Below are 26,486 nucleotides of genomic sequence, written 5' to 3'. Positions count from 1 at the left end.
ATGGCGGGGTTGATGGGCTCCACAAAATGGGGACATCAAAGAAAAGCAGTGGCACTAATTAAGACTGATGCCCTGCGGAAAAGTTCTGCGGTTGTGCAAAAAAATTTCATTTTCAGGGCAACTTCAGTTTTATCCTAATCCTGGCCATACCATGACGATGATTGTCCCTGCCAGCGTCAGCAGGACGTTGGCGATTGCGTAAGTGCCCGCATAGCCCAGCGCCGGGATATTACTGCGAGCTGTATCACTGATGATCTCCATTGCCGGCGCGCAGGTGCGTGCGCCCATCATTGCGCCGAACAACAGTGCGCGGTTCATTCGCAATACATAAGCACCGAACAAGAAGCAGATAACCACTGGCACCAGACTGACAATCAATCCGGCAATCAACATCTGACCGCCAATCGCGCCCAGGCCGTTATTAATACCGCTACCAGCGCTCAGACCAACGCCTGCCATAAACACCATCAAGCCGAACTCCTTCACCATGCTTAATGCACCCTGCGGAATGTAACCGAAGGTCGGGTGGTTAGCGCGCATAAAGCCCAGCATAATCCCGGCGAATAACAACCCGGCAGCGTTCCCCATGCCGAAACTGAATGTGCTGAACTGGAAGGTGATCATCCCGATCATCAGCCCAATAACAAAGAAGGCGCAGAATGCCAGCAAGTCAGTGACCTGGCTGTGAATCGAGATAAAGCCGATGCGATCGGCGATGGTTTTTACGCGACGGGCATCGCCGCTGACTTGTAAAACGTCACCTTTGTTAAGCACGACGTTGTCATCAATCGGCATCTCAATCTGACTACGAATGACGCGGTTGAGGAAGCAGCCGTGATCGGTCAACTTCAGTTGTGCGAGACGTTTGCCTACAGCGTTATGGTTTTTAACGACCACTTCTTCGGTGACGATACGCATGTCGAGAAGGTCACGATCGAAAACTTCTTTGCCATTACGGAAACTGGGATCGAGTCGGGCGTGGGCGTCGGGATAGCCTACCAACGCTATTTCATCGCCCATTTGTAGTACGGCATCACCGTCTGGATTTGCCAGAATCCCGTTACGCCGAATACGTTCAATGTAACAGCCAGTTTGTCGATAAATACCCAGTTCACGCAGATTTTTGCCGTCGGTCCAGGCTACCAGCTCCGGGCCGACGCGGTAGGCGCGGATCACCGGCAAATAAACCTTACGGTTGGCATCTGTGTCCAGGCCACGTTCGCGGGCGATTTGCTGGGCGCTGGTCTGTAAGTCCTGATGCTGCAATTTCGGCAAGTAACGCGCACCAACAATCAAACTCACCAGACCGATTAAATAGGTTAAGGCATACCCGAGGCTCAGATTATCCAGTGCCAGTGAGAGCTGCCTGCTTTCCATGCCGGAATGACGCAGTGTATCGCCAGCACCGACCAAAACCGGTGTTGACGTCATAGAGCCTGCTAACATACCGGCCGTCAGGCCAATATCCCAGCCAAACAGCTTACCTAACCCTAAGGCGATCACCAGCGCACTGCCAACCATCACCAGTGCTAACATTAAGTAATTTTTCCCATCGCGAAAAAAAATGGAAAAAAAGTTCGGTCCGGCTTCGACCCCGACGCAGAAAATAAACAGCATAAAGCCAAGATTAAGCGCGTCGGTGTTAATGCTGAAATGTTGTTGGCCTAATAACAGCGATACGACTAAAACGCCAATGGAATTACCCAGTTGGATCGAACCAAGTCGTAATTTCCCGAGACATAGCCCAAGCGCGAGGACCACAAATAATAACAGAATGTAATTCCCATTTAACAATTCGGCGACGTTTATATTCACGGAGGCTAACTTCTTGTTTACTAGTAAGCTGTTGAAAGAAATGGTAATTTACGATAATGTTTTTTACCAGAATTCAGGGCGCAGATTCATTCAGCGCACCTAAACGATAGTAAAGTAACAATATATTTTACTAGTGTAATCACATTAGGTATCAACGGCTATATGAATTGCGTTGGCCTATATTAGCATGGAATGCGAAGCGGCTTTATCTTACTGAACGCCACACTGGCGAAAAATGTGTTCGATAGACGCAGTGTCAGGAGGAACGAGTGAAACATAAACATCGTTGGGCGGGGGCAATCTGCTGTTTTGTCCTCTTCATTGTGGTGTGCCTTTTTCTGGCGACGCACATGAAAGGCGCTTTTCGGGCTGCCGGGCATCCTGAAATTGGTTTGCTGTTTTTCATTCTTCCTGGAGCGGTTGCCAGCTTCTTTTCACAGCGTAGAGAAGTCCTGAAACCTCTGTTTGGCGCAATGCTGGCGGCACCCTGTTCGATGCTCATAATGCGGCTGTTTTTTTCACCAACGCGCTCATTCTGGCAAGAGCTGGCATGGTTATTAAGTGCGGTGTTCTGGTGTGCGTTGGGGGCACTGTGTTTCTTATTTATCAGCAGTTTGTTTAAATCACAGCACAGAAAAAATTAATTAAGCCCTCAACACGAGGGCTTGTCAGACGCTCAGGCGTCCAGATTCTCTTTCACCCATGCAGCAAAATCGGTATAGCCGCCGATATGTTGCTGATCGACAAAAATCTGCGGCACGGTTTCTACGGGTTTACCTGCCTTTTGTTGTAGATCTTCTTTAGTGATCCCTTCCGCACGAATATCTACATACTGATACTGAAAATCATCGCGTTCATTGCTCAACTTCTCAGCCAGATCTTTTGCACGCACACAGTAAGGGCAACCCGGACGACCAAAAATAACGGTTTGCATTGTTTCTCTCCTCATCGGTTTATGCCGGTAATGATCACGCCAAAATGTATTCGCTGAAAGTAGGTTTAACCTGTTGCATTAATTGCTAAAAGCTATAACTGTTAAACACAATACAGTGAAAAGTTTTAGACTGAGGGCTTACTTTGCTGAGGGAAGCGTATGCGCGCGATCGGTAAATTGCCTAAAAGCGTGGTGATACTGGAATTTATCGGGATGATGTTGCTGACGGTGGCGCTACTGTCGGTAAGCGACGTCCTGTCGCTGCCTGAGCCATTTTCTTGGCCAGAGGGGCAGATTCTGATGATTTTTCTCGGTGTTTTGCTCATGCTTCCCGCTGCGGTGGTGGTTACTCTTCAGGTGGCAAAACGTATAGCACCACAGTTGATGAACCGTCCACCGCAATATTCACGTTCAGAAAGAGAAAAAGATAATGACGCCAACCATTGAACTTATTTGTGGCCATCGCTCCATTCGCCATTTCACTGATGAACCCATTTCCGAAGCGCAGCGTGAGGCGATTATTAACAGCGCCCGTGCGACGTCCAGTTCCAGTTTTTTGCAGTGCAGTAGCATTATTCGCATTACCGACAAAGCGTTACGTGATGAACTGGTGACGCTGACCGGCGGGCAAAAACACGTAGCGAAAGCGGCGGAGTTTTGGGTGTTCTGTGCCGACTTTAACCGCCATTTACAGATCTGTCCGGATGCACAACTTGGCCTGGCGGAACAACTGTTGCTCGGTGTCGTTGATACGGCAATGATGGCGCAGAATGCGTTAACCGCAGCGGAATCGCTGGGATTGGGCGGGGTATATATCGGCGGCCTGCGCAATAATATTGAAGCGGTGACGGAACTGCTGAAATTACCGCAGCATGTTCTGCCGCTGTTTGGGCTGTGCCTTGGCTGGCCTGCGGATAATCCAGATCTTAAGCCGCGTTTACCGGCTTCCATTTTGGTGCACGAAAACAGCTATCAACCGCTGGATAAAGACGCACTGGCGCAGTATGACGAACAACTGGCGGAATATTACCTCACCCGTGGCAGCAATAATCGCAGGGATACCTGGAGCGATCATATCCGCCGAACAATCATTAAAGAAAGCCGCCCATTTATTCTGGATTATTTGCACAAACAGGGTTGGGCGACGCGCTAAAACCGCCACATCGATGTATGATACGCGGGCTTTTGACCAGGTCTGACAGAGAGGTGCAGGGTGAAAATTGCCATATTGTCCCGGGATGGAACGCTCTATTCGTGTAAGCGGCTGCGTGAAGCCGCTATACAGCGTGGTCACCTGGTTGAAATTCTTGATCCGCTTTCTTGCTACATGAACATAAATCCTGCGGCGTCTTCTATTCACTACAAAGGCCGCAAGTTACCCCATTTTGACGCTGTGATCCCGCGTATTGGCACCGCCATTACCTTTTATGGGACGGCGGCACTGCGCCAGTTCGAGATGCTGGGGAGCTATCCGCTCAATGAGTCGGTCGCCATTGCCCGGGCGCGTGACAAATTGCGTTCGATGCAACTGCTGGCGCGTCAGGGCATCGACCTGCCTGTCACGGGCATTGCGCATTCGCCGGATGATACCAGCGATTTAATCGACATGGTCGGTGGTGCGCCGCTGGTGGTTAAGCTGGTTGAAGGTACGCAGGGAATTGGTGTCGTGCTGGCGGAGACGCGTCAGGCGGCGGAAAGCGTGATTGACGCCTTTCGCGGTCTGAACGCGCATATTCTGGTGCAGGAATATATCAAAGAGGCGCAAGGGTGCGATATCCGCTGCCTGGTTGTTGGCGATGAAGTGGTCGCTGCGATTGAACGGCGGGCGAAAGAGGGCGATTTTCGTTCCAATTTGCATCGAGGTGGCGCGGCAAGCGTTGCCAGTATCACACCACAGGAGCGTGAAATCGCGATAAAAGCCGCGCGAACGATGGCGCTGGACGTTGCTGGTGTGGATATTCTGCGTGCTAATCGCGGGCCATTGGTGATGGAGGTGAATGCGTCGCCGGGGCTGGAAGGAATAGAAAAAACCACCGGTATTGACATCGCGGGTAAAATGATCCGCTGGATCGAACGCCACGCTACGACCGAATATTGCCTGAAAACGGGTGGTTAGTCGCAATCACATTACTGATCATGGTTTTGCCTGCGCTTTTTGCGTAAGCTGTGCCGGTCTTTTTATCGAAAGAGGTTGTACAAAATTATGACATCGCTGGTCGTTCCTGGTCTGGATACGCTGCGTCAATGGCTCGATGACCTGGGGATGAGTTTTTTTGAATGTGATAACTGTCAGGCTCTGCATCTGCCCCATATGCAGAATTTCGACGGTGTCTTTGATGCCAAAATCGATCTGATCGATAACACGATCCTGTTTTCTGCCATGGCGGAAGTTCGACCTTCAGCCGTGTTACCGCTGGCGGCGGATTTATCAGCCATCAATGCCAGTTCGCTGACCGTGAAAGCATTTCTTGATATGCAGGATGATAATCTGCCAAAGCTGGTGGTTTGCCAGTCTTTATCCGTTATGCAGGGCGTAACCTATGAGCAGTTTGCATGGTTCGTGCGTCAGAGCGAAGAGCAGATTTCGATGGTCATTCTTGAAGCTAATGCCCATCAACTGCTGTTACCGACTGACGATGAAGGGCAAAACAACGTTACCGAAAACTATTTCCTCCACTGATAACTCCTTTCGAGTACGCAGTCGCTGCCGCAGTGACTGCGTGCTGCAAAATTATCTGCTGTTTTTAACCTTTTATTAAAGATTATTTCACTTCTCTTGTGCCGATTTGGCTTTATCACATAGAGCAAATACGCATAAAAATTTGTTAAATACCGTTTTTTAATCCGAGCTATAGTCTCAAACCCTGGCTAAAGTTATTCTTGCGATGCTTTTATATAGCGAGCAGTGCTGGCCGGGAGAGAGTTCTCTTTTCTTACACCGAGCCGATAAAAAATATGCACGAATATTGCATATCTTTCAGTGTGACAACTTTTGTTCGTTTGTTAACGAACTTTCAGAAGGAAAGAGATATGACCGCCTTAAATAAAAAATGGCTATCGGGTCTGGTTGCGGGTGCTCTGATGGCCGTCTCTGTCGGCACGCTCGCGGCTGAACAAAAAACACTCCACATTTATAACTGGTCTGATTATATCGCCCCGGACACGGTGGCCAATTTTGAAAAAGAAACCGGTATTAAAGTCGTCTACGATGTTTTCGACTCTAACGAAGTACTGGAAGGCAAATTAATGGCAGGGAGCACCGGCTTTGACCTGGTGGTTCCATCTGCCAGCTTTCTGGAGCGCCAGTTGACTGCGGGAGTTTTCCAGCCACTGGATAAAAACAAATTGCCGGAGTGGAAGAATCTCGACCCGGAACTGCTGAAGCTGGTCGCTAAACATGACCCGGATAATAAATTTGCTATGCCCTATATGTGGGCGACGACCGGGATTGGCTATAACGTCGATAAAGTCAAAGCGGTACTGGGTGAAAACGCGCCCGTCGATAGCTGGGACTTGATCCTCAAACCTGAAAACCTGGAAAAACTGAAAAGCTGCGGCGTCTCTTTCCTTGATGCACCGGAAGAAGTGTTTGCTACCGTGCTGAATTATCTCGGTAAAGATCCCAACAGCACTAAAGCAGATGATTACACCGGACCGGCAACCGATCTGCTGTTAAAGCTGCGCCCGAACATTCGTTATTTCCATTCATCTCAATACATTAACGACCTGGCAAACGGCGATATTTGCGTCGCTATCGGCTGGGCGGGCGATGTCTGGCAGGCGTCAAACCGCGCGAAGGAAGCAAAGAATGGCGTGAATGTCTCGTTCTCGATTCCGAAAGAAGGGGCGATGGCATTCTTTGATGTATTTGCCATGCCTGCGGATGCCAAAAATAAAGACGAAGCTTATCAGTTCCTGAATTACCTGCTGCGTCCGGATGTCGTAGCGCATATCTCTGACCATGTGTTCTATGCCAACGCGAACAAAGAAGCTACGCCGCTGGTAAGCGCGGAAGTGCGTGATAACCCCGGTATTTACCCGCCTGCGGATGTCCGTGCGAAGCTGTTCACTCTGAAAGTGCAGGATCCGAAAATCGACCGTGTGCGCACCCGCGCGTGGACCAAAGTGAAGAGCGGAAAATAATCCGCAGTCGTAGATGCCGGACGGGCGCACCACACCTGCCGGCAATTCGCACCATTATGGTGCGCTTGCACACATTCAATGCCGGAGAGCAGCCGTGAATGACGCTATCCCTCGCCCCCAGGCGAAAACCCGTAAGGCGCTGACGCCGCTATTAGAAATCCGTAATCTGACTAAATCTTACGATGGTCAGCATGCGGTCGATGATGTCAGCCTGACCATCTATAAAGGCGAAATCTTCGCGCTGCTGGGCGCATCCGGCTGTGGCAAGTCCACGCTACTGCGTATGCTGGCAGGTTTCGAACAACCTTCTGCCGGGCAGATTATGCTTGATGGCGTCGATTTGTCACAGGTGCCGCCTTATCTGCGTCCCATCAATATGATGTTTCAATCTTACGCGCTGTTTCCGCATATGACCGTGGAGCAGAACATCGCCTTTGGCCTGAAACAGGACAAACTGCCGAAAGCAGAAATTGCCAGCCGGGTCAACGAGATGCTCGGCCTGGTACATATGCAGGAGTTCGCCAAACGCAAACCGCACCAGCTTTCCGGCGGTCAGCGACAGCGTGTGGCGCTGGCCCGAAGCCTCGCCAAACGTCCGAAACTATTACTGCTCGACGAGCCGATGGGCGCGCTGGATAAAAAACTGCGTGACCGGATGCAGCTTGAAGTGGTGGATATTCTGGAGCGCGTCGGTGTGACCTGCGTGATGGTTACTCACGATCAGGAAGAGGCGATGACGATGGCGGGGCGTATCGCCATTATGAATCGTGGGAAATTTGTCCAGATTGGCGAGCCGGAAGAGATCTACGAGCATCCGACCACGCGCTACAGTGCTGAATTTATCGGTTCAGTTAACGTCTTTGAAGGTGTACTTAAAGAGCGTCAGGAAGATGGCCTGGTGCTTTATTCGCCGGGACTGGTGCATCCACTGAAAGTCGATGCGGACGCTTCGGTGGTCGATAACGTGCCGGTACACGTGGCGCTGCGTCCGGAAAAAATCATGCTTTGTGAAGAACCGCCCGCCAATGGTTGTAACTTCGCGGTGGGGGAGGTGATGCACATTGCCTATCTCGGTGATCTTTCGGTCTATCACGTTCGCCTGAAAAGCGGGCAGATGATCAGCGCCCAGCTACAAAACGCCCATCGCTATCGTAAAGGATTACCCACCTGGGGCGATGAAGTGCGCTTGTGCTGGGAAGTGGACAGTTGTGTGGTGCTGACGGTTTAAGGAGCAAAGATGAGTACACTTGAACCTGCTGCCCAGTCGAAACCGCCGGGCGGATTTAAGCTGTGGTTGTCGCAGCTGCAAATGAAGCATGGGAGAAAACTGGTCATTGCGTTGCCGTATATCTGGTTGATCTTACTGTTTCTTCTGCCATTTCTGATCGTCTTTAAAATAAGTCTGGCGGAGATGGCGCGCGCTATTCCACCTTATACCGAACTGATGGAGTGGGCTGACGGGCAACTTTCCATCACCCTCAATCTTGGTAATTTCCTGCAACTGACTGACGATCCGCTCTATTTCGATGCATATCTCCAGTCGTTACAGGTGGCGGCGATTTCGACAATTTGCTGTTTACTGATCGGCTATCCGCTGGCGTGGGCGGTGGCGCACAGTAAGCCTTCGACCCGCAATATCTTATTGCTGCTGGTGATCCTGCCGTCGTGGACCTCGTTTCTGATCCGCGTTTATGCCTGGATGGGAATATTAAAAAATAACGGCGTGCTGAATAACTTTCTGCTATGGCTGGGGGTTATCGACCAGCCGCTGACCATTCTGCATACCAACCTGGCCGTTTATATCGGCATTGTTTACGCCTACGTGCCGTTTATGGTGCTGCCGATTTATACCGCGTTGATTCGTATTGATTATTCGCTGGTGGAAGCGGCACTGGATCTCGGTGCACGACCGCTGAAAACGTTCTTTACTGTGATCGTGCCGCTGACCAAAGGCGGGATTATTGCCGGATCGATGCTGGTGTTTATCCCGGCTGTGGGCGAGTTTGTGATCCCTGAACTGCTCGGTGGCCCGGACAGCATCATGATCGGGCGCGTGCTGTGGCAGGAGTTTTTCAATAACCGCGACTGGCCGGTGGCCTCGGCGGTAGCGATCATCATGTTGCTGCTGCTAATTGTGCCGATAATGTGGTTCCACAAGCATCAGCAAAAAAGCGTGGGAGAACACGGATGAATAATTTACCGGTGGTTCGTTCGCCCTGGCGGATTGTGATTTTGCTGCTGGGCTTCACCTTTCTCTACGCGCCAATGCTGATGCTGGTGATCTATTCATTCAACAGCTCGAAGCTGGTGACGGTGTGGGCCGGCTGGTCAACGCGCTGGTATGGCGAATTATTGCGCGATGACGCGATGATGAGTGCGGTTGGTTTAAGCCTGACAATAGCTGCCTGTGCGGCAACGGCGGCGGCGATCCTCGGGACGATTGCGGCAGTGGTACTGGTACGCTTTGGTCGGTTTCGCGGATCAAATGGCTTTGCCTTTATGATCACTGCGCCATTGGTAATGCCGGATGTGATCACGGGCTTGTCGCTGTTGTTGTTATTCGTCGCACTTGCACATGCCATCGGCTGGCCTGCGGAGCGAGGCATGCTCACCATCTGGCTGGCGCATGTCACTTTCTGTACGGCTTATGTGGCAGTCGTTATTTCGTCGCGTCTGCGGGAGCTGGACCGTTCCATTGAAGAAGCAGCGATGGATCTCGGTGCGACGCCGCTGAAAGTGTTTTTCGTCATTACGCTACCGATGATCATGCCCGCGATCATTTCTGGCTGGTTACTGGCTTTTACTTTGTCGCTTGATGATCTGGTTATCGCCAGCTTTGTTTCCGGGCCGGGAGCCACCACGTTACCGATGCTGGTCTTTTCCAGCGTGCGGATGGGGGTGAATCCGGAAATCAACGCCCTGGCAACATTGATCCTCGGCGCAGTCGGAATTGTCGGATTTATCGCCTGGTATCTGATGGCGCGCGCAGAAAAACAGCGGATACGCGACATCCAGCGTGCAAGACGTGGCTGAAGACACTAAAATTTGCCAACCTGGCTACATAATGCCGCGCATGTCGCGGCATTGTTTTCATGGAAGACGAAACGTTGGGATTTTTTAAGAAAACATCTTCATCTCATGCTCGCCTGAATGTGCCTGCGCTGGTGCAGGTGGCGGCGCTCGCCATTATTATGATCCGTGGCCTCGACGTGCTGATGATTTTCAATACGCTGGGCGTGCGCGGTATTGGCGAGTTCATTCATCGCAGTGTACAAACCTGGAGTTTAACACTGGTCTTTTTAAGCAGCCTGGTGCTGGTTTTCATTGAGATCTGGTGTGCGTTTTCACTGGTGAAAGGGCGTCGCTGGGCGCGCTGGCTGTATCTGTTGACACAAATCACGGCCGCCAGTTATTTGTGGGCGGCTTCGCTGGGGTATGGTTATCCGGAGCTGTTCAGCATTCCCGGTGAATCAAAACGTGAAATCTTCCATAGCCTGATGCTGCAGAAGTTGCCGGATATGCTCATCCTGATGCTGCTGTTCGTTCCCTCGACCAGTCGGCGGTTCTTCCAGTTGCAATAATGTGTATAATCGTCGCCCCTGATGATGTGAAGGTCAATGTATGCAGTGCGCACTTTACGACGCGGGTCGCTGTCGTTCCTGTCAGTGGATAACGCAGCCGATTCCAGAGCAACTCTCCGCTAAAACCGCCGATCTTAAAAATCTGCTCGCCGACTTTTCGGTTGAGGAATGGTGCGAGCCGGTGTCAGGCCCGGAGCAAGGGTTTCGTAATAAAGCCAAAATGGTGGTGAGTGGTAGCGTTGAAAAACCACTGCTCGGTATGCTGCATCGCGACGGCACACCAGAAGACCTTTGCGATTGCCCGCTTTATCCTGCCTCATTTGCGCCCGTTTTTGCGGCGCTAAAACCGTTTATCGCCCGTGCGGGGCTAACCCCCTACAATGTGGCGCGTAAGCGTGGCGAACTGAAATACATTCTGCTGACTGAAAGCCAGAGCGATGGTGGCATGATGCTGCGCTTTGTACTGCGTTCCGAAACCAAGCTGGCACAACTGCGTAAGGCGCTACCGTGGTTACAGGCACAACTGCCGCAGCTGAAAGTTATTACCGTCAACATTCAGCCGGTACATATGGCGATTATGGAAGGGGAGACGGAGATTTATCTGAGCGAACAACAGGCGCTGGCTGAGCGTTTTAACGATGTGCCGCTGTGGATCCGTCCGCAAAGTTTCTTCCAGACTAATCCGGCGGTCGCCAGCCAGCTGTACGCTACTGCGCGCGACTGGGTACAACAGTTGCCGGTTAAACATATGTGGGATCTGTTCTGTGGCGTGGGGGGCTTTGGTTTACACTGCGCGACGCCTGACATGCAGTTAACCGGGATCGAAATTGCGCCAGAAGCCATTGCCTGTGCGAAGCAGTCAGCCGCTGAACTGGGCTTAACGCGTTTGCAATTTCAGGCGCTGGATTCCACTCAGTTTGCCACCGCTCAGGGGGAGGTGCCGGAGCTGGTGCTGGTTAACCCGCCGCGCCGCGGCATTGGTAAACCGCTGTGTGATTATCTTTCAACGATGGCACCGCGTTTTATCATCTACTCCAGCTGTAACGCCCAAACGATGGCCAAAGATATCCGCGAATTGTCAGGTTATCGTATTGAACGGGTACAGCTTTTTGATATGTTCCCGCACACCGCGCACTATGAAGTGCTGACGCTGCTGGTGAAGCAATAAAAAAGCCGCGGCTGCGGCTTTCTGAATCTTACTGCGGGAACCACTGGTCATTGATTTTCTGATACGTACCATCTGCTTTAATCGCAGCCAGTGCGTTATTCAGTTTTTCCAGCAGGGCTTTATTATCCGGACGTACAGCGATGCCCAGACCGGTGCCGAAGTACTGCGGGTCGGTTACTTTCTCTGTTGCAACGCCCAGTTGTGGATTGGTTTTCAGCCATTCATTAACCACCGCTGTGTCACCAAATACCCCATCAATACGACCATTTTTCAGGTCGATAAAGGCATTTTGATAACTGTCATAGGAGACAGTTTTTACTTCCGGGTGTTGATCCTGAATATATTTCTGGTGCGTTGTACCGTTTTCCATCCCAATGCGTTTGCCTTTCAGGTCGGCAAACGTTTTGTAGGTATCTTTTTTGGCAATCACAACAGCTGAGTTTTCGTAGTAGGGCGTGGTAAATGATACCTGCTTGCTACGCTCCGGCGTGATATCCATACCGGAGATAACGGCGTCATATTTTCTGAATTTCAGTGACGGGATGAGGCTGTCGAAAGCGTGATTGGTAAAAGTACATTCTGCCTGCATCTGTTTGCATAACGCTTTTGCCAGGTCGATATCAAAGCCGACAATCTCATTATTAGCACCTATAGATTCAAAGGGAGGATAGGTCGCTGATACGCCGAAATTGATTTTCTCTGCGGCAGAAGCGCCGAATGCACAGGATGAAAGTAAAGCGGCAAGAACTAACTTTTTCATGATGGAACTCCCGTCTGTCAATCTTATGATTTTTGGCCGTGTCTGCGGCATGAGATAACAATGCCATTAAGTGAATTTATATGCAATAAATATGATTAAATAATTCATAATGAATAAAAAAAGACGGACAACTTAGTGGGTTGCCCGTCTTTATTATATTAATCTATGCACTATGTAGGCCGGATAAGGCGTACACGCCGCATCCGGCATAGGCACCGTGCTGGTGTCTGATGCGACGCTGGCGCGTCTTATCAGACCTACAAATCATCCGGCATCAGCATGCAGCCATGTCAATTCCGTCGCTCGAACGCCAGCGCTTTGCGCTCGATCAAACGCATCATCAGTGTCAGCAGGCCGTTGACGACCAGGTAAATAATCCCCGCCGCACCGAACACCATGACATCGTAAGTGCGCCCGTACAACAACTGGCTGTATCCCATCACTTCCATCAGCGTAATGGTGTAAGCCAGAGAGGTACTTTTGAACACCAGCACCACTTCGTTGGAATAAGAAGAGAGTGAGCGTTTAAAGGCATACGGCAGCAGGATCGCCAGCGTATCTTTTTTGCTCATCCCCAGGGCACTACAGGATTGCCACTGGCCTTCCGGGATCGCACGAATTGCACCGTAAAACAGCTGCGTAGTATACGCGGCACTGTTCAGTGACAATGCAATCAGCGCGCATAACCACGGTTCTGATAACAGATGCCACAGTGCCGGATATTCCTGTAACGTCGGGAACTGGCCCGGCCCGTAGTAAATCAGAAAGATCTGCACCAGCAGCGGCGTACCGGTAAACAGCGTGATATAGCCCCGCACCAGCCACACCAGTACCGGCGTTTTCAGCGTCAGGATGATGGTAAAAATCAACGCCAGAATTAGCGCCACAATCAGCGAGGCAATCGTCAGCGTCAGGCTGGTATGTAGCCCTTTCATTAGTTCGGGTAAATACTCAAGCATCAGCCAGGCCTCCGCTCAAAACGTGTCGCGCGCAGGTCAATGCGTTTGAGAATGTACTGACTCAACAGGGTAATCACCAGATAGATCGCTGCTGCCACAATGTACCAGGTAAACGGCTCCTGAGTACGAGTGGCAATGCTTTTAGTTTGCAGCATTAAATCATTCACACTTATCAAACTGACCAGCGCGGTATCTTTCAGCAGTACCAGCCACTGGTTACCGAGACCAGGCAGCGCATGACGCCACATCTGCGGCATCACCAGGCGGAAAAAGATAGCCGATTTCGACAGCCCCAGCGCCTGACCGGATTCCCACTGGCCCACCGGCACCGCTTTCAGTGCGCCACGCAGGGTTTGCGAGGCATAGGCGGCATACAGTAGCGACAGGGCGATAACCCCACACAGGAACGGGCTAACGTCGAAGTTCTCAATGTCCATCTGCACCGGGATCTGTACGATCCCAAGATTGATGGTGAAGCCATCCGAAAGCGTCAGCAGTAACTGCGAGGAGCCAAAATAGATAAACAGCACCACCAGAATTTCTGGCAGACCGCGCAGAATCGTCACCAGTGCTGAACCTACCCACGCGACAGGACGCCATTTTGCTGACTCCCACACCGCAAAGAACATCGCCAGCGCCAGTCCGACAATCAATGCACAAACGGCAAGGCCGACGGTCATCCCGGCGGCGCTTGCTAAAGGAAAAAATTCATTCATCAGGTATTACTTCTGGAACCATTTGTTGTAGATGGTTTCGTAAGTGCCATCTTTCTTCACTTTTTCCAGCGCAGTGTTGAATTTCTGCTGCAGTTCAGTGTTGCCCTGACGTACCGCGATGCCGAGGCCAGTACCGAAGTAATCTTTATCGGTCACTTTGTCGCCGACAGCCGCCAGTTTCGGGTTATCTTTCAGCCATTCGGTTACCACTGCGGTGTCACCAAAAACGCCGTCGATACGACCGTTTTGCAGATCGAGTTTCGCGTTCTGGTAGCTATCATAAGGAACCGTGGTGATTTCCGGATGTTTATCCATAATGAATTTCTGGTGCGTCGTCCCGTTCTGAACGCCGACTTTTTTGCCTTTCAGCTGATCAACGCTGGTGTATTTACCTTGTTGACCCACAAACAGGGCAGAGTTGTCATAGTACGGCGTGGTAAACAGCACCTGCTTTTCACGCTCCGGGGTGATATCCATCCCAGCCATCACTGCGTCTACGCGACGGAATTTCAGGCTTGGGATCAGGCTGTCAAACGCCTGGTTAGAGAAAGTGCAGGTCGCATCAATCTCTTTACACAATGCCTGCGCCAGGTCGACGTCAAAACCAACGATCTGGTTGTTTGCATCCATTGATTCAAACGGAGGATAGGAGGCTTCGGTGGCAAAACGAATAGTTTCGGCAGCTGTGGCGGAAAGACTAAAACCTGCAATTAACGCGGCAATCAGAACTTTTTTCATTGTTGTTATCCCGAATCTTAGTGAGAGAGATAGTTTTTAAATGCTTCGGTTTGCGGCTCGGTAAAGCAGCGCGCGTCGCCTTGTTCTACGATGTGACCATTTTCCATATACACCACACGACTGGCGGTTTTACGCGCCACTTCTACTTCGTGGGTGACGATCACCTGGGTAATATTCGTTTCTGCCAGTTCACGAATGATGCTGACGATTTGTGCCGTAATTTCCGGGTCCAGCGCGGCGGTCGGTTCATCGAACAGCAGTACCTGCGGTTCCATCATCAACGCACGCGCAATAGCAACACGCTGCTGCTGACCACCAGAAAGATGCAGCGGATAGCGATCACTGAAAGGTTTCAGGCGCAGACGTTCCAGCAATTTTTCTGCACGGGCCAGCGCCTGATCTTTACTCAATCCCAGTACACGGCAGGGCGCTTCAATCAGGTTTTGCTGCACGGTGAGGTGCGGCCACAGGTTGTATTGTTGAAACACCATACCGACGTTACGACGCAGATCACGAATCGCTTTGTCTGAGGGCGTTTTAGTGAAATCGAAATGGTTGCCTGCAATGTTGAGCGTACCGGAGCGCGGCATCTCAAGCAGATTGAGTACACGCAGCAGCGAGCTTTTACCCGCGCCACTGGGGCCAAGTAACACCAGCGTTTCGCCCTGTGGGCAATCCAGCGTGATATCGAACAGCGCCTGATGCGCGCCGTAAAAGCAATTAATGCCGTTTAATTGAATACTCATTGACACTCGTATACTGGCAGTCTGATAGCTATTGAGGTCGAAGATAGTACCTTTGACAGAATAATTATGCAATATTTCTGCTTTAAAAGTTAAAAGCAAAGCGCATTATTCACTAAACATAGCACAAAATAACGGGGGCGGTGGGCGGCGAGCATAAATGTCGGCATTCCTCACGAAATGCCGGACAATTTACGGGGGTTATTGGTTGATCAAGGCGTTAGCGATTCTCGATTGACTGACGGAGTGTACCTGCTGTGGCATGAACGCTACCGCCTAAGTAACGCACATCGTCGATGACCCAACACTGGCCTTCCTGAATCATTAACACTTCATCCTGCCAGCCCTGGTCACCCTGTTTGAGATCCACGCGCAAAGGAATGTTACGGGCATCACGATTAGGGATAGTAGATGCACTGGCAACGTGGGCGCTGTCTGGCAAGGTGGTTCGACTGGAGAACGGATCGCTGCTTAACAATTCACGATGACTATTATCGCGGCTGGCATCGCTAAGTAGGGTTGCCAGTTTGTCACTCAAATAGGGGCGCAGAGCGGTAATGTCATTGCTGCGATGTTGAATGCGGTAGTCATAGAATTGTTGAGCCACGCTGTCAGGTCCACCCTGGACACAGGAACCGGTGCGGGGGCCGTTATCTTTATAAGCTGGCGTGACGGTGGTACAGGCACTCAGCAGCAGTGCACATGGAATAAGTAGAGATAGTGAACGGTAGCGCATAATCATTTCCTTATTGGCTTGCTTTCTGCGTCACACTATGACCAAAAACAATCAGATTATTTAATACATTGTTTTTTATACAATTCTGAAACAATCTGAAGACCCGATTAGGCTTAAGTCCATTGCTGGCTCCCCATTCAAGGTTGATCGTAGCTGACTTACTTAAATTACCCAAACAATAGACAGTGTAAACCATTTGTGAGGCTGAGCGTGTTATAAGACTGAAATGATCATTTAAGGTAAATATGATAGTTCTGAAACGCTGGTATAAATCCTGCTGTAGAAGTCAAGAGCATCTGCAGGAAGCCAGTTGCACATTTATAACGCATGATAGATGACCAAGATTCTTTTCTATGATTGACAAAATTTTAACATATGATGATAGGCCCTAAGATTAAGATGATTGCAAAAATCACAATGTATGTTTGAAATGAGCGAAATTTGATAGTCCCAACTTTAACTTTCGATAATATTATTTTTGTTACGGTTGTGAGTGAAGAATATAATCTTATTTAGCTAATGGATTTGAGTTAAGAATAATATAATTTTTTTAATGCGCCATTAATTAATATGAATATAGAATGTGTTGTGACTTTATGTTTATAAAGCACAGGGAGTACAGTGGGTTATCGTTTTTTTTGGGTGATTTTTATATGATAAATAATGTCTCTGAACAATCGTCATCATTTCTAAGCACACAACCGAATCAAAGTGATAATCTCATGGCCTCGCTGAGGGAATTTTTTACCATATTAAAATCCAGTCATAAGGATGAGTTATCTACATGGGACACCATCTACTTGAATCTAGTATTAGCAATAAATGCTGATAGTGAAACTATTAAAAATGATATGTCGCTCGGTAACATTATTTATTCAGCAAATAATTATTTTAATTCTTTTTTTAGTAGTGCTTTCGAAACTGGTACTAAAACATACCTTGGTACATCACAAAACAATGAAGTTGAAATAAAAATTGGCAATGAAAGAATCACCATTGGGGTGCGAAATAAAGTCAGCGGAAAAATGGAAAGACAAGAATTTCTTTTTCCTCTGCATTACGAAAATAAACTGCAATGTGAATTGGAGAAGAATTTTACTATTGATTCTTATCCATTGTTATATAGGTATACCCTTGGTTGTAAGATCGCGAATGCGATCTTTGAAAAAGTATACAATCGAATTGTATTTAATAAGGAACAATATATAACAATTATAAAAGACGCATTTATTCATTTCTATGATTATAGCAGGCGATATACAATGAGTGAGGATATCGACAAAGAGTCCGTTATAAATACCATTGCATTGATGAGCACCTTTTGTAACAGTGATAATACATCAGGTGAAATTTTCAGTGATGATATTGCTCTTGAAGACTCACCTGAACCTGACCTAAATGTAGAACATACAATAACACTTGGTTTTGCTAATGACGATCTTAAGTTTAATCCAATTACTTATTCGGAAGTATTAACACGATTTTACTCCTTTCAAAATATTGTATTGAATCTGTGTCCGGAAATGCATTCATCGCATTACAACGATATTTGTAGTGTAAGTGTGGATATGACAAAAGGCAAGCAATGCATGATTCACTTGATGGTCAATGAAGAGGTTTTCATGTCTCTTCCAACCCCTATCACAACTATGGCACGTGAACATGATAGTAATTTAGTCAATCTAAAAACGCTACTCAATGATGGTTGTTTTATTAAATATAGTCATTTTGATGCTGTGGGTTTAATGAAGAAAAACTTAAATCATCTGTATTTATCACATTCTCTTGTAAATGAAAGTATATTGAAGGGATGTTGTTTTGAGAACGGCAGTTTAGGTGATGTTAAAATAACAAATAGTAATTTAACGAAAAACGTATTCAGTAACTTTACGTTTAGAGCGACTAAAATTAATAATGTAAATGCTCATTCTTCAAAATTTGTCCATTGCCATTTTTACAGTGTTGATATGATAAGAGTTAATCTCTATAAATGTCTTTTTCATGAGTGTAGTATGCATGATGTCAAGATAAAACCATGGTTACCAGTAAAATGGACAAAAGAATTAATAAATGATTATTTGTATGGTTGTTTACTATCACTGTACTCTATCTGTGTAAGGGATATATTTAATATGACCGTTGGGAATAACGTAAAGGTTGCAGCGGATGCTTTCATTGAAATCCTTTACTCTCTAAAGAATAAATATTGTATTAAGCTATTAAGCGCTCAGGATCGGGCATTTATTTACGAATTTGCAAAAATGATCTTTGCTTATATTAATGATAGAAGTCTTGAGGTTACATTACTTTCATGTTTTGCGGAGACCGATCAAACAAGAATTCAGAGGTATATTCCTCAGCCTCAAGATGCGGAAAAATTTTGGAATAATTTACAATATAAGGTGACTCTTCCCATTCATTAATGTTGCAGGTACAACATAATATAGCAGGTCAGCGCTATCCCATAATGAAACCAATATCGGGTTAGGAGACGGGTAATCGTAAAGGCATATGCGCTTGTTTTTGACACAATGAGATGATTTCCTAAACTGATCAAAACCTTCTTCCCAACATGGCATATCAGCCCGATAATGCTTTGAGATCGAAGGATTAGCAAACAAGGAGATCGATCATGCAATTTTCTACAACCCCAACTCTGGAAGGCCAGACCATCGTTGAATATTGCGGTGTGGTGACAGGCGAAGCGATTTTAGGTGCCAATATTTTCCGTGATTTCTTTGCCGGTATCCGCGATATCGTTGGCGGACGCTCCGGGGCTTATGAAAAAGAATTGCGTAAAGCGCGGGAGATTGCCTTTGAGGAACTTGGTGAGCAGGCGCGGGCGTTGGGGGCCGATGCCGTAGTCGGTATTGATATCGACTACGAAACGGTCGGGCAAAATGGCAGTATGCTGATGGTTAGCGTCAGCGGAACGGCGGTGAAAACACGTCGATGAGAAGAGTCTTCTGGTTGGTCGCCGCTGCTTTGTTACTTGCAGGGTGTGCAGGCGAAAAAGGCATTGTTGAGAAAGAGGGATATCAGCTTGATACCCGACGCCAGGCGCAGGCGGCGTATCCGCGCATTAAAGTGCTGGTGATCCACTACACCGCAGATGATTTTGATAGCTCGCTGGCGACACTGACCGATAAACAGGTCAGCTCGCATTATCTGGTTCCTGCTGTGCCACCGCGATACAACGGTAAACCGCGCATCTGGCAACTGGTGCCGGAACAGGAACTGGCCTGGCATGCGGGGATTAGCGCCTGGCGCGGGGCAACACGCCTTAACGACACCTCTATTGGCATTGAGCTGGAAAACCGAGGCTGGCAAAAATCATCCGGAGTGAAATATTTTGCCCCGTTTGAACAGGCACAGATTCAGGCGCTTATTCCGCTGGCGAAAGATATTATTGCCCGTTATCACATCAAGCCGGAAAACGTAGTGGCGCATGCGGATATTGCGCCGCAGCGCAAAGACGATCCGGGGCCGTTATTCCCCTGGCAGCAACTGGCGCAGCAGGGGATTGGTGCCTGGCCAGATGCGCAGCGGGTGAACTTTTACCTTGCCGGGCGTGCGCCGCACACGCCAGTAGATACTGCGCCATTGCTGGAACTGTTGGCGCGCTATGGTTATGACGTAAAACCTGATATGACACCGCGCGAGCAGCGGCGCGTGATTATGGCGTTCCAGATGCATTTCCGCCCGACGTTATACAACGGCGAAGCGGATGCAGAAACTCAGGCGATTGCCGAAGCGTTGCTGGAGAAATACGGGCAGGATTAGCGCGGCAGTTTTCCGTGGTCGCGCAGCCAGGCAGCAGTTTTCTCAATGCCTTCATCCAGAGTGATGACTGGCTGATAGCCTAATTCTTCCTGTGCACGCGTCATATCCAGCGTAAAGTCAAAATTCAACTTAGAGACGCCGTAGTGGGTCAGCGGCGGCTCTTTTGCTGACTTGCGACCTAAACGCTCCATGCTGCGGGCGATCATGTCCAGCATCGGGTAAGGCACCGAGCGAATACGGCAATCAATATTCAACTCGTCGATCAGTTTTTGCACGATGCTGCGTAGAGTGCGATGCTCGCCGTTGGTAATGTTATATGCTCGCCCGGAAGGCAGCTTATCGCAGGCTTCCTGACTTGCCAGCCACATGGCGTGCACGGCATTTTCATAGTACGTCATATCGACCAGCGCACTGCCGCCGTGTGGTAACAGAATGCTGCCGTAGTGGTGCATCATATGCGCCAGACGGGGAATAAAGACTTTATCGTGCGGCCCGAACAGACTTTGTGGGCGTAAAATAGTAAAGCGTGTTTGTGGATTCGCCTGCGAAAGCATATTGATCACTTCTTCGCTGGCCGCCTTGCTGCGGGCAAACTCGTTAGCGAAGCGGTGAGGGCGAAAATCTTCTTTAATATCGCGATGGTGGTGATAATCGAAGTACAGGGAGGGGGAAGAGATATGAATAAAGTTACGTACTCCCCAGGCGACAGCCCATTCACCCAGACGGCGAGTGGCGCGAACGTTAGCCAGATCGAAAGCCTGTTGTGTCCCCCACGGAGAGGTAAAGCTGGAGCAGTGCCACAACGTATCAATGCCTGCGAGCATCACTTTAGCTTGTGATGAGACCAGCTCGGTCAGATCCGCCGGAACAAACTCTGCGCCCATTTTTTCCAGCAATTTACCCATTGCCTCGTTGCGACCGGTCGCACGCACGCTGATGCCTTTCTGGCATAAAAACTCTACCGCGTTTCGACCTAAGCCGCTGGTGGCGCCGGTAACCAGTACCTTCATATCAATCCACTGTTGTTGAGAAAATGACGTGCGCATTCTTCCGTGATTTCCCCCTTGATGCAATGGGAAACGTGAAAGAATAACGCAGGTTTTGTCGATTAATCTGTGCTTTGTTCTGCCAGTCTGGCGATTCGTTTTGCCATTCCGCGAAAAATAAACAGATGCGCGGGGATCATCAGTAACCAGTAAAACAGCCCCGGCATACCGTGCGGATGCCAGAATGCGCGAACATCGATAGTACGATAGTCACCTTTATCTTCCAGGGTAAAACACAGTCGTCCCAGCCCCGGCGCTTTCATGCCAAATAACAGCGTAAGTTGTTTTTCCGGTTCAACGACAATCACTTTCCAGCTATCCACCGCATCTCCGGTCTGCAAATATTCACGCTCCGGGCGGCCTTTCGCCAGCTTATGACCGATCGCGCGGTCCATCAACGCCCGGGTTTGCCACAAAATATTGCCAAAGAAATAACGCTCTTTACCGCCGATTTGATTCACCACCTGCCATAAAGCCGCAAGGCTGGCGGACGTTTTAACGGTAAGCCCCGCCTGTTTGGCGAAATAACCGTACTCCGGTCGCCAGCGGGCAAAGGCCTGAGCGTCGTATCCCCAGTCGCTGGAGTTGACCAGTTTTTCTTCTTCTTTCAGGGTGCGACGTACCGCGTCATCGAAAGCGATCAATTGTTGTGGAATGAGTGCACGTAGCGCGGTGTCATCCGCCAGCAGATCATGTTTCAGCCCCTGAATCAACGCTTTGGCGGTGGTTGACGGTACGGAGGTAATCACATTAAGAAACCACACCGAAATCCAGCGGGTGGGAAAGGGGATGGGGATTAACCAGCGGCGCTTACCGCTCACCGTCATAAAATGTTCAAACTGTTGTTGATAACTGAGCACCTCTGGTCCGGCGGCTTCGAAGATGCGGTGTTCGCTGGCCGGATGATCTAACAGCGCCACCAGATAGTGCAGCAAGTTTTCCAGCGCGATGGGCGTGGTGCGTGAACGAACCCAGCGTGGCGGTGTTAACACTGGCAGGTTGTAGACCATATCGCGCATGACTTCGAACGCTGCTGAACCTGCACCAACGATAATTCCGGCGCGCAATTCGGTCACTGGGACACCCGCTTCACGAAGAATATCCGCCGTAGCCTGACGGGCGCGCAGATGGTCCGACTGCTCGTGAGGCGGGGCCTGCAATGAACTGAGAAAGATTAATTGTTTAACCGGTGCTTCGCGCAGCGCATCGCGGACGTTAAGAGCCACCTGGCGCTCCTGAGCGATAAAATCGCCGCCTTCGCCCATGCTGTGCACCAGAAAATAGACGGTATCGATATTCTGCAACAGGGCCGGAAGGTTATCCGGCCAGCTGAGATCGACTTTATGGCAACTGACGTTTGCCAGTTGCAGCTTTTCAAGCCTGTCGACGTGACGTGCCGCCGCCAGGATCTGATGCCCTTGTTGGCTAAGCGCGTGCACCAGATGCTGACCAATGTAGCCACTGGCACCGAGAACTAAAATGCGTTGCGGCACGTTTCGCTCCTTAACGCGCCAGGAAAGTGCGCCAGTGGGCTGCGACTTCTGCCAGTTGTTCACGCGAGACATCGAGATGGGTTACCAGGCGGACAATCGGCGAGGCGTTAATCAGTATGTTTCTCGCTTTCATGTATTCGCCTAACGCGGCAGCATTTTCTTGTCCGACGCGAACAAACAGCATATTGGTGTCCTGACGCATCACATCCGCGCCTGCTTCACGCAACTGCTCCGCCATCCAGGCTGCGTTGTCGTGGTCTTCCTGCAAGCGTGCGACGTTATTTTTCAACGCATACATCCCTGCGGCAGCCAGAATGCCGGATTGACGCATCCCGCCGCCAGTCATTTTCCGCCAGCGGATGGCGCGTTTAATGTAATCACGATTGCCGACCAGTAATGAACCGACTGGCGTACCAAGACCTTTCGACAGACAAATGGTGAACGAATCACAATATTGCGTGATCTCTTTCAGTTCGCAGCCGTAAGCCACCACGGCATTAAAGATGCGCGCACCGTCAACATGCAGTGCCAGATTGCGCTCGCGAGTAAATTCCCATGCTTCTTTCAGGTATTCCCGCGGCAGCACTTTTCCATTGTGGGTGTTTTCCAGACTGAGTAATTTGGTGCGGGCGAAATGGATATCGTCGGGTTTGATTTTCATCGCCACTTTATCCAGCGGTAGCGTACCGTCGGCGTCAGCATCGATGGGTTGCGGCTGAATACTGCCCAGCACCGCTGCGCCACCGGCTTCAAACAGATAGTTATGCGCGGCCTGACCGACAATATACTCTTCGCCGCGTTCGCAGTGACTGAGCAGAGCGACCAGGTTGGCCTGAGTGCCGGTAGGCAGAAAAATGGCGGCTTCTTTCCCGGAAAGCTCTGCCGCATAGTCCTGCAGAGCATTAACGGTAGGGTCGTCTCCGTAAACGTCGTCCCCAACCGGGGCGGCCATCATTGCTTCGAGCATGGCGCGGCTCGGTCGGGTAACGGTATCACTGCGTAAATCAATCATGGCATGTCCTTATTTATGACAGGAAATGCCACCCTTTTTACCTTAGCCAGTTCGTTTTCGCCAGTTCGATCACTTCGTCACCGCGTCCGCTGATGATTGCGCGCAACATATACAGGCTAAATCCTTTGGCCTGTTCGAGTTTGATCTGCGGCGGAATGGCTAACTCTTCTTTCGCGACTACCACATCCACCAGCACCGGGCCGTCGATGGAAAAGGCGCGTTGCAAGGCTTCCTCGACTTCAGCGGCTTTTTCTACGCGGATGCCCGTAATACCGCACGCTTCAGCAATGCGGGCAAAGTTGGTGTCGTGCAGTTCGGTGCCGTCAGTCAGGTAGCCTCCGGCTTTCATCTCCATCGCTACAAAGCCCAGCACGCTGTTGTTAAAGACGATAATTTTCACCGGTAATTTCATCTGCACTACTGAGAGGAAATCGCCCATCAACATACTGAAACCACCATCACCGCACATGGCGACCACCTGACGCTCTGGCTCTGTCGCCTGAGCACCCAGCGCCTGCGGCATGGCGTTGGCCATCGAACCGTGGTTAAACGAACCTAACAGGCGGCGCTTGCCGTTCATTTTCAGATAACGCGCCGCCCATACCGTAGGTGTGCCAACGTCACAGGTAAAGATGGCGTCATCGGCAGCAAAATGGCTAATTTGCTGCGCCAGATATTGCGGGTGAATGGCTTTCTCACTCGGTTTAGCTAAATCGTCCAGCCCTTTGCGGGCATCGCGGTAATCTTCCAGCGCTTTATCCAGAAATTTGCGATCGGTTTTTTCTTCCACTAAAGGCAGCAATGCACGCAGAGTCGATTTGATATCACCGACCAGTGCCATATCCACCTTACTGTGTGCGCCGATGCTGGCCGGGTTGATATCAATCTGAATAATTTTGGCATCGGTCGGGTAGAACGCACGGTAGGGGAATTGCGTGCCGAGCAGCACTAACGTGTCGGCGTTCATCATGGTATGAAAACCTGACGAGAAGCCGATTAATCCCGTCATTCCGACATCATACGGATTATCGTATTCGACATGTTCTTTACCGCGCAGGGCATGAACAATTGGCGCTTTAATTTTTCCGGCAAACTCGACGAGCTCTTTATGCGCCCCCGCGCAGCCGCTACCGCACATCAGGGCGATATTGCTTGAGTAACGCAGCAGTTGCGCCAGTTTGCGTAACTCTTCTTCTTCAGGTGTGACAACGGGTAAGGGGGCGTGATACCAGTGGGTAGTTGCCCCTTCCGGTGCAGGTTTTAGCGCCACGTCGCCCGGTAAAACGACAACCGAAACGCCACGGTTTAGCACCGCTTTACGCATAGCAATCGCCAGCACTTGTGGGATCTGCTCGGGGCTGGAAACCAGCTCGCAATAATGGCTACATTCGCGGAATAACTCTTGCGGGTGGGTTTCCTGGAAATAGCCGCTGCCAATTTCGCTGGAAGGGATATGAGCGGCAATTGCCAGTACCGGAACGTGATTACGGTGACAATCGAACAAACCGTTGATTAAGTGCAGGTTGCCAGGTCCGCATGATCCGGCGCAGACCGCCAGTTCTCCGCTAAGTTGGGCTTCAGCGCCAGCGGCAAAGGCCGCCACTTCTTCATGACGGGTGGACATCCACTCGATGGTGCCCATGCGATTAAGACTGTCGCTAAGACCGTTCAGAGAGTCGCCCGTCACTCCCCAAATGCGTTTTACCCCTGCTGATTCGAGTGTTTTGGCGATATAAGCTGCAACCGTTTGTTTCATGGTTCTCCATCTCCTGAATGTGATAACGGTAACAAGTTTAGTTCATCTGACGGAGGGGGATGGGGTGGGAGAAAAATGAGGCACTAACGGTTAAACTGCCCGATGACAGGTATATCATCGGGCATAATACGATTACGCGAGAACCAAATCCCCCTGCGGATGGCAGGAGCAGGCCAGTACATAACCTTCAGCGATTTCGGCGTCGGTCAGCGTCATCGTGCTGCTCACCGTATATTCACCGGAAACCACCTTCGTTTTACAGCAGCCGCAAACACCCGCACGGCAGGCGGCGACAACCGGAACTTTATTGCTTTCCAGCGCCTCCAGCAGTGTCGTGCCAACAGGTGCGTAAAATTCTTGCGCCGGTTGCAGTTTGGTGAATTTCAGACCGCTGGTTGCTGCTTCCGCCACTGGCGTAAAGAACTTCTCTTTAAAGAAACGCGTCACGCCGAGCGCTTTCACTTCCTGCTCTACCCAATCCATATACGGAGCCGGGCCACAGGTCATCACAGTACGCGAGGCTAAATCAGGAACGCTTGTCAGCAGTTCACGTGTCAGACGTCCGGCAACGAAACCCTCGGTAACGTTATTTTCCGCCACCAGTGTCACCGGATAGTCACGCCATTCATCGGCGAAAATAACATCCTGCGGCGTACGCACGTTGTAGATCACCTGCACATCCGCCTGCGGGCGATTTTTCGCCAGCCAGCGACGCATCGACATAATCGGTGTGACGCCGCAGCCGGCTGCCAGCAACAGGAATTTATCTTCTGCTTTATCGTCGCAGGTAAATTCCCCCATCGCGTCCGAAAGCCAGAGGTAGTCACCGCGTTTTACATCGTGGGTCAGCCACTGGGAACCGACACCGTCATCAATCCGCCGCACGGTCAGAGTGATGTATTCACTCACGCCTGGCGTGGAGGAAATGGTGTAAGCACGCAGCGTTTCCGCTGAGTTACGCACGCTGACCAGCGCATATTGCCCGGCGCGATACGGGTAGTAATCGTGGCAAATCAGGGAAATCGTCCACACATCCGGCGTTTCTTGCGTAATGTGATGAACCTGCATCCGCCACGGGCATTGATTGGTTGGCATCGTCATCG

26 protein-coding genes and 1 pseudogene are annotated in these 26,486 nt (G+C 50.1%); 14 read left to right on the top strand and 13 right to left on the bottom strand.

Translation table 11 applies throughout. The annotated features are described in order from the left end of the window. Nucleotides 1–129 precede the first annotated feature (129 nt). A complete protein-coding gene (locus FQ015_RS18005; RefSeq protein WP_001024876.1) occupies nucleotides 130–1,815 on the bottom strand; it encodes an aspartate:alanine antiporter in 1,686 nt (561 codons plus the stop codon). Between the two features lie 269 nt (nucleotides 1,816–2,084). Here FQ015_RS18005 and FQ015_RS18000 point away from each other — a divergent pair, with 269 nt between their 5' ends. Beyond that, nucleotides 2,085–2,459, top strand: coding sequence for an inner membrane protein YbjM (locus FQ015_RS18000; RefSeq protein WP_160524338.1), 375 nt, complete (start codon nucleotides 2,085–2,087; stop codon nucleotides 2,457–2,459). 32 nt (nucleotides 2,460–2,491) lie between these two features. Here the strand turns inward: FQ015_RS18000 and grxA are convergent, their stop codons facing one another. Continuing rightward, entirely contained in the window at nucleotides 2,492–2,749 is a 258-nt protein-coding gene (grxA, locus tag FQ015_RS17995) for a glutaredoxin 1 (RefSeq protein ID WP_001195231.1), read from the bottom strand. 159 nt (nucleotides 2,750–2,908) lie between these two features. Between grxA and FQ015_RS17990 the strand changes: the two genes are divergently transcribed. The 10 genes from FQ015_RS17990 to rlmC all read left to right on the top strand — a co-directional run bounded on the left by FQ015_RS17990 (nucleotide 2,909) and on the right by rlmC (nucleotide 11,641). Next, entirely contained in the window at nucleotides 2,909–3,196 is a 288-nt protein-coding gene (locus FQ015_RS17990; protein WP_032302774.1) for a YbjC family protein, read from the top strand. Beyond that, nucleotides 3,180–3,902 carry a nitroreductase NfsA gene (gene nfsA / locus FQ015_RS17985; protein WP_000189133.1) on the top strand — a complete coding sequence of 241 codons (723 nt, stop codon included), beginning with the start codon at nucleotides 3,180–3,182 and terminating at the stop codon, nucleotides 3,900–3,902. The genes FQ015_RS17990 and nfsA overlap by 17 nt, the downstream gene beginning before the upstream one ends. A gap of 60 nt (nucleotides 3,903–3,962) precedes the next feature. Further along, a complete protein-coding gene (rimK, locus tag FQ015_RS17980) occupies nucleotides 3,963–4,865 on the top strand; it encodes a 30S ribosomal protein S6--L-glutamate ligase (protein ID WP_000684321.1) in 903 nt (300 codons plus the stop codon). Nucleotides 4,866–4,952: 87 nt separating this feature from the next. Then, a complete protein-coding gene (locus FQ015_RS17975; RefSeq protein ID WP_000203025.1) occupies nucleotides 4,953–5,429 on the top strand; it encodes a YbjN domain-containing protein in 477 nt (158 codons plus the stop codon). Nucleotides 5,430–5,779: 350 nt separating this feature from the next. Then, nucleotides 5,780–6,892, top strand: coding sequence for a spermidine/putrescine ABC transporter substrate-binding protein PotF (gene potF, locus FQ015_RS17970; RefSeq protein ID WP_000126061.1), 1,113 nt, complete (start codon nucleotides 5,780–5,782; stop codon nucleotides 6,890–6,892). 94 nt (nucleotides 6,893–6,986) lie between these two features. Continuing rightward, nucleotides 6,987–8,120: a putrescine ABC transporter ATP-binding subunit PotG gene (potG, locus tag FQ015_RS17965; RefSeq protein ID WP_104919486.1), complete on the top strand. Its 1,134-nt coding sequence runs from the start codon at nucleotides 6,987–6,989 to the stop codon at nucleotides 8,118–8,120. A 9-nt stretch (nucleotides 8,121–8,129) separates the two neighbouring features. Next, the gene (gene potH, locus FQ015_RS17960; RefSeq protein ID WP_000105436.1) at nucleotides 8,130–9,083 is read left to right on the top strand and encodes a putrescine ABC transporter permease PotH; all 954 of its coding nucleotides are present in this window, start codon (nucleotides 8,130–8,132) and stop codon (nucleotides 9,081–9,083) included. Further along, nucleotides 9,080–9,925 (top strand): putrescine ABC transporter permease PotI, encoded by an 846-nt coding sequence (potI, locus tag FQ015_RS17955; RefSeq protein WP_001061668.1) that lies wholly within the window; start codon nucleotides 9,080–9,082, stop codon nucleotides 9,923–9,925. Before potH ends, potI begins: the two co-directional genes overlap by 4 nt. Nucleotides 9,926–9,984: 59 nt before the next feature. Next, entirely contained in the window at nucleotides 9,985–10,473 is a 489-nt protein-coding gene (locus FQ015_RS17950; protein WP_000389260.1) for a YbjO family protein, read from the top strand. A 40-nt stretch (nucleotides 10,474–10,513) separates the two neighbouring features. Further along, nucleotides 10,514–11,641: a 23S rRNA (uracil(747)-C(5))-methyltransferase RlmC gene (gene rlmC, locus FQ015_RS17945; RefSeq protein ID WP_039020448.1), complete on the top strand. Its 1,128-nt coding sequence runs from the start codon at nucleotides 10,514–10,516 to the stop codon at nucleotides 11,639–11,641. Nucleotides 11,642–11,669: 28 nt separating this feature from the next. On the opposite strand, the gene artJ is transcribed toward rlmC, so the two are convergent. The 6 genes from artJ to FQ015_RS17915 all read right to left on the bottom strand — a co-directional run bounded on the left by artJ (nucleotide 11,670) and on the right by FQ015_RS17915 (nucleotide 16,293). Continuing rightward, nucleotides 11,670–12,401: an arginine ABC transporter substrate-binding protein ArtJ gene (artJ, locus tag FQ015_RS17940; protein WP_001354873.1), complete on the bottom strand. Its 732-nt coding sequence runs from the start codon at nucleotides 12,399–12,401 to the stop codon at nucleotides 11,670–11,672. Nucleotides 12,402–12,691: 290 nt separating this feature from the next. Continuing rightward, nucleotides 12,692–13,360: an arginine ABC transporter permease ArtM gene (gene artM, locus FQ015_RS17935; protein WP_000895400.1), complete on the bottom strand. Its 669-nt coding sequence runs from the start codon at nucleotides 13,358–13,360 to the stop codon at nucleotides 12,692–12,694. Next, entirely contained in the window at nucleotides 13,360–14,076 is a 717-nt protein-coding gene (gene artQ / locus FQ015_RS17930) for an arginine ABC transporter permease ArtQ (RefSeq protein ID WP_039020450.1), read from the bottom strand. Before artQ ends, artM begins: the two co-directional genes overlap by 1 nt. A 6-nt stretch (nucleotides 14,077–14,082) precedes the next feature. Beyond that, the gene (artI, locus tag FQ015_RS17925; RefSeq protein WP_000756580.1) at nucleotides 14,083–14,814 is read right to left on the bottom strand and encodes an arginine ABC transporter substrate-binding protein ArtI; all 732 of its coding nucleotides are present in this window, start codon (nucleotides 14,812–14,814) and stop codon (nucleotides 14,083–14,085) included. A gap of 17 nt (nucleotides 14,815–14,831) precedes the next feature. Beyond that, a complete protein-coding gene (gene artP, locus FQ015_RS17920) occupies nucleotides 14,832–15,560 on the bottom strand; it encodes an arginine ABC transporter ATP-binding protein ArtP (protein WP_000027198.1) in 729 nt (242 codons plus the stop codon). 217 nt (nucleotides 15,561–15,777) lie between these two features. Further along, nucleotides 15,778–16,293: a lipoprotein gene (locus FQ015_RS17915; RefSeq protein ID WP_001270657.1), complete on the bottom strand. Its 516-nt coding sequence runs from the start codon at nucleotides 16,291–16,293 to the stop codon at nucleotides 15,778–15,780. A 621-nt stretch (nucleotides 16,294–16,914) separates the two neighbouring features. On the opposite strand from FQ015_RS17915, the pseudogene FQ015_RS23990 reads away from it, so the two are divergent. The 3 genes and pseudogenes from FQ015_RS23990 (at nucleotide 16,915) to amiD (ending at nucleotide 20,076) form a co-directional block, all read left to right on the top strand. Then, a pseudogene (locus FQ015_RS23990) lies at nucleotides 16,915–18,716 on the top strand (pentapeptide repeat-containing protein). Between the two features lie 209 nt (nucleotides 18,717–18,925). Continuing rightward, the gene (locus FQ015_RS17905; protein ID WP_001160732.1) at nucleotides 18,926–19,249 is read left to right on the top strand and encodes a heavy metal-binding domain-containing protein; all 324 of its coding nucleotides are present in this window, start codon (nucleotides 18,926–18,928) and stop codon (nucleotides 19,247–19,249) included. Continuing rightward, entirely contained in the window at nucleotides 19,246–20,076 is an 831-nt protein-coding gene (gene amiD, locus FQ015_RS17900) for an N-acetylmuramoyl-L-alanine amidase AmiD (RefSeq protein WP_039020451.1), read from the top strand. Before FQ015_RS17905 ends, amiD begins: the two co-directional genes overlap by 4 nt. On the opposite strand, the gene FQ015_RS17895 is transcribed toward amiD, so the two are convergent. From FQ015_RS17895 to hcr, 5 genes are all read right to left on the bottom strand, one after another. Further along, the gene (locus FQ015_RS17895; protein WP_024256718.1) at nucleotides 20,073–21,086 is read right to left on the bottom strand and encodes an NAD-dependent epimerase/dehydratase family protein; all 1,014 of its coding nucleotides are present in this window, start codon (nucleotides 21,084–21,086) and stop codon (nucleotides 20,073–20,075) included. The genes amiD and FQ015_RS17895 overlap by 4 nt on opposite strands. 98 nt (nucleotides 21,087–21,184) lie before the next feature. Next, entirely contained in the window at nucleotides 21,185–22,615 is a 1,431-nt protein-coding gene (locus FQ015_RS17890) for a DUF2867 domain-containing protein (protein ID WP_160524337.1), read from the bottom strand. A gap of 10 nt (nucleotides 22,616–22,625) precedes the next feature. Next, nucleotides 22,626–23,627 (bottom strand): low-specificity L-threonine aldolase, encoded by a 1,002-nt coding sequence (ltaE, locus tag FQ015_RS17885; protein WP_039020453.1) that lies wholly within the window; start codon nucleotides 23,625–23,627, stop codon nucleotides 22,626–22,628. A gap of 37 nt (nucleotides 23,628–23,664) precedes the next feature. Next, entirely contained in the window at nucleotides 23,665–25,383 is a 1,719-nt protein-coding gene (gene poxB, locus FQ015_RS17880) for a ubiquinone-dependent pyruvate dehydrogenase (RefSeq protein ID WP_160524336.1), read from the bottom strand. Between the two features lie 132 nt (nucleotides 25,384–25,515). After that, on the bottom strand, nucleotides 25,516–26,484 hold the full coding sequence (hcr, locus tag FQ015_RS17875) for an NADH oxidoreductase (protein WP_039020455.1): 969 nt from the start codon (nucleotides 26,482–26,484) through the stop codon (nucleotides 25,516–25,518). Between the last annotated feature and the right edge of the window lie 2 nt (nucleotides 26,485–26,486).

Source organism: Escherichia sp. HH26CH (assembly GCF_009820205.1).
GTDB classification, from domain to species: Bacteria; Pseudomonadota; Gammaproteobacteria; order Enterobacterales; family Enterobacteriaceae; genus Escherichia; species Escherichia coli_F.
This window is presented reverse-complemented; position numbering and strand designations above follow the sequence as displayed.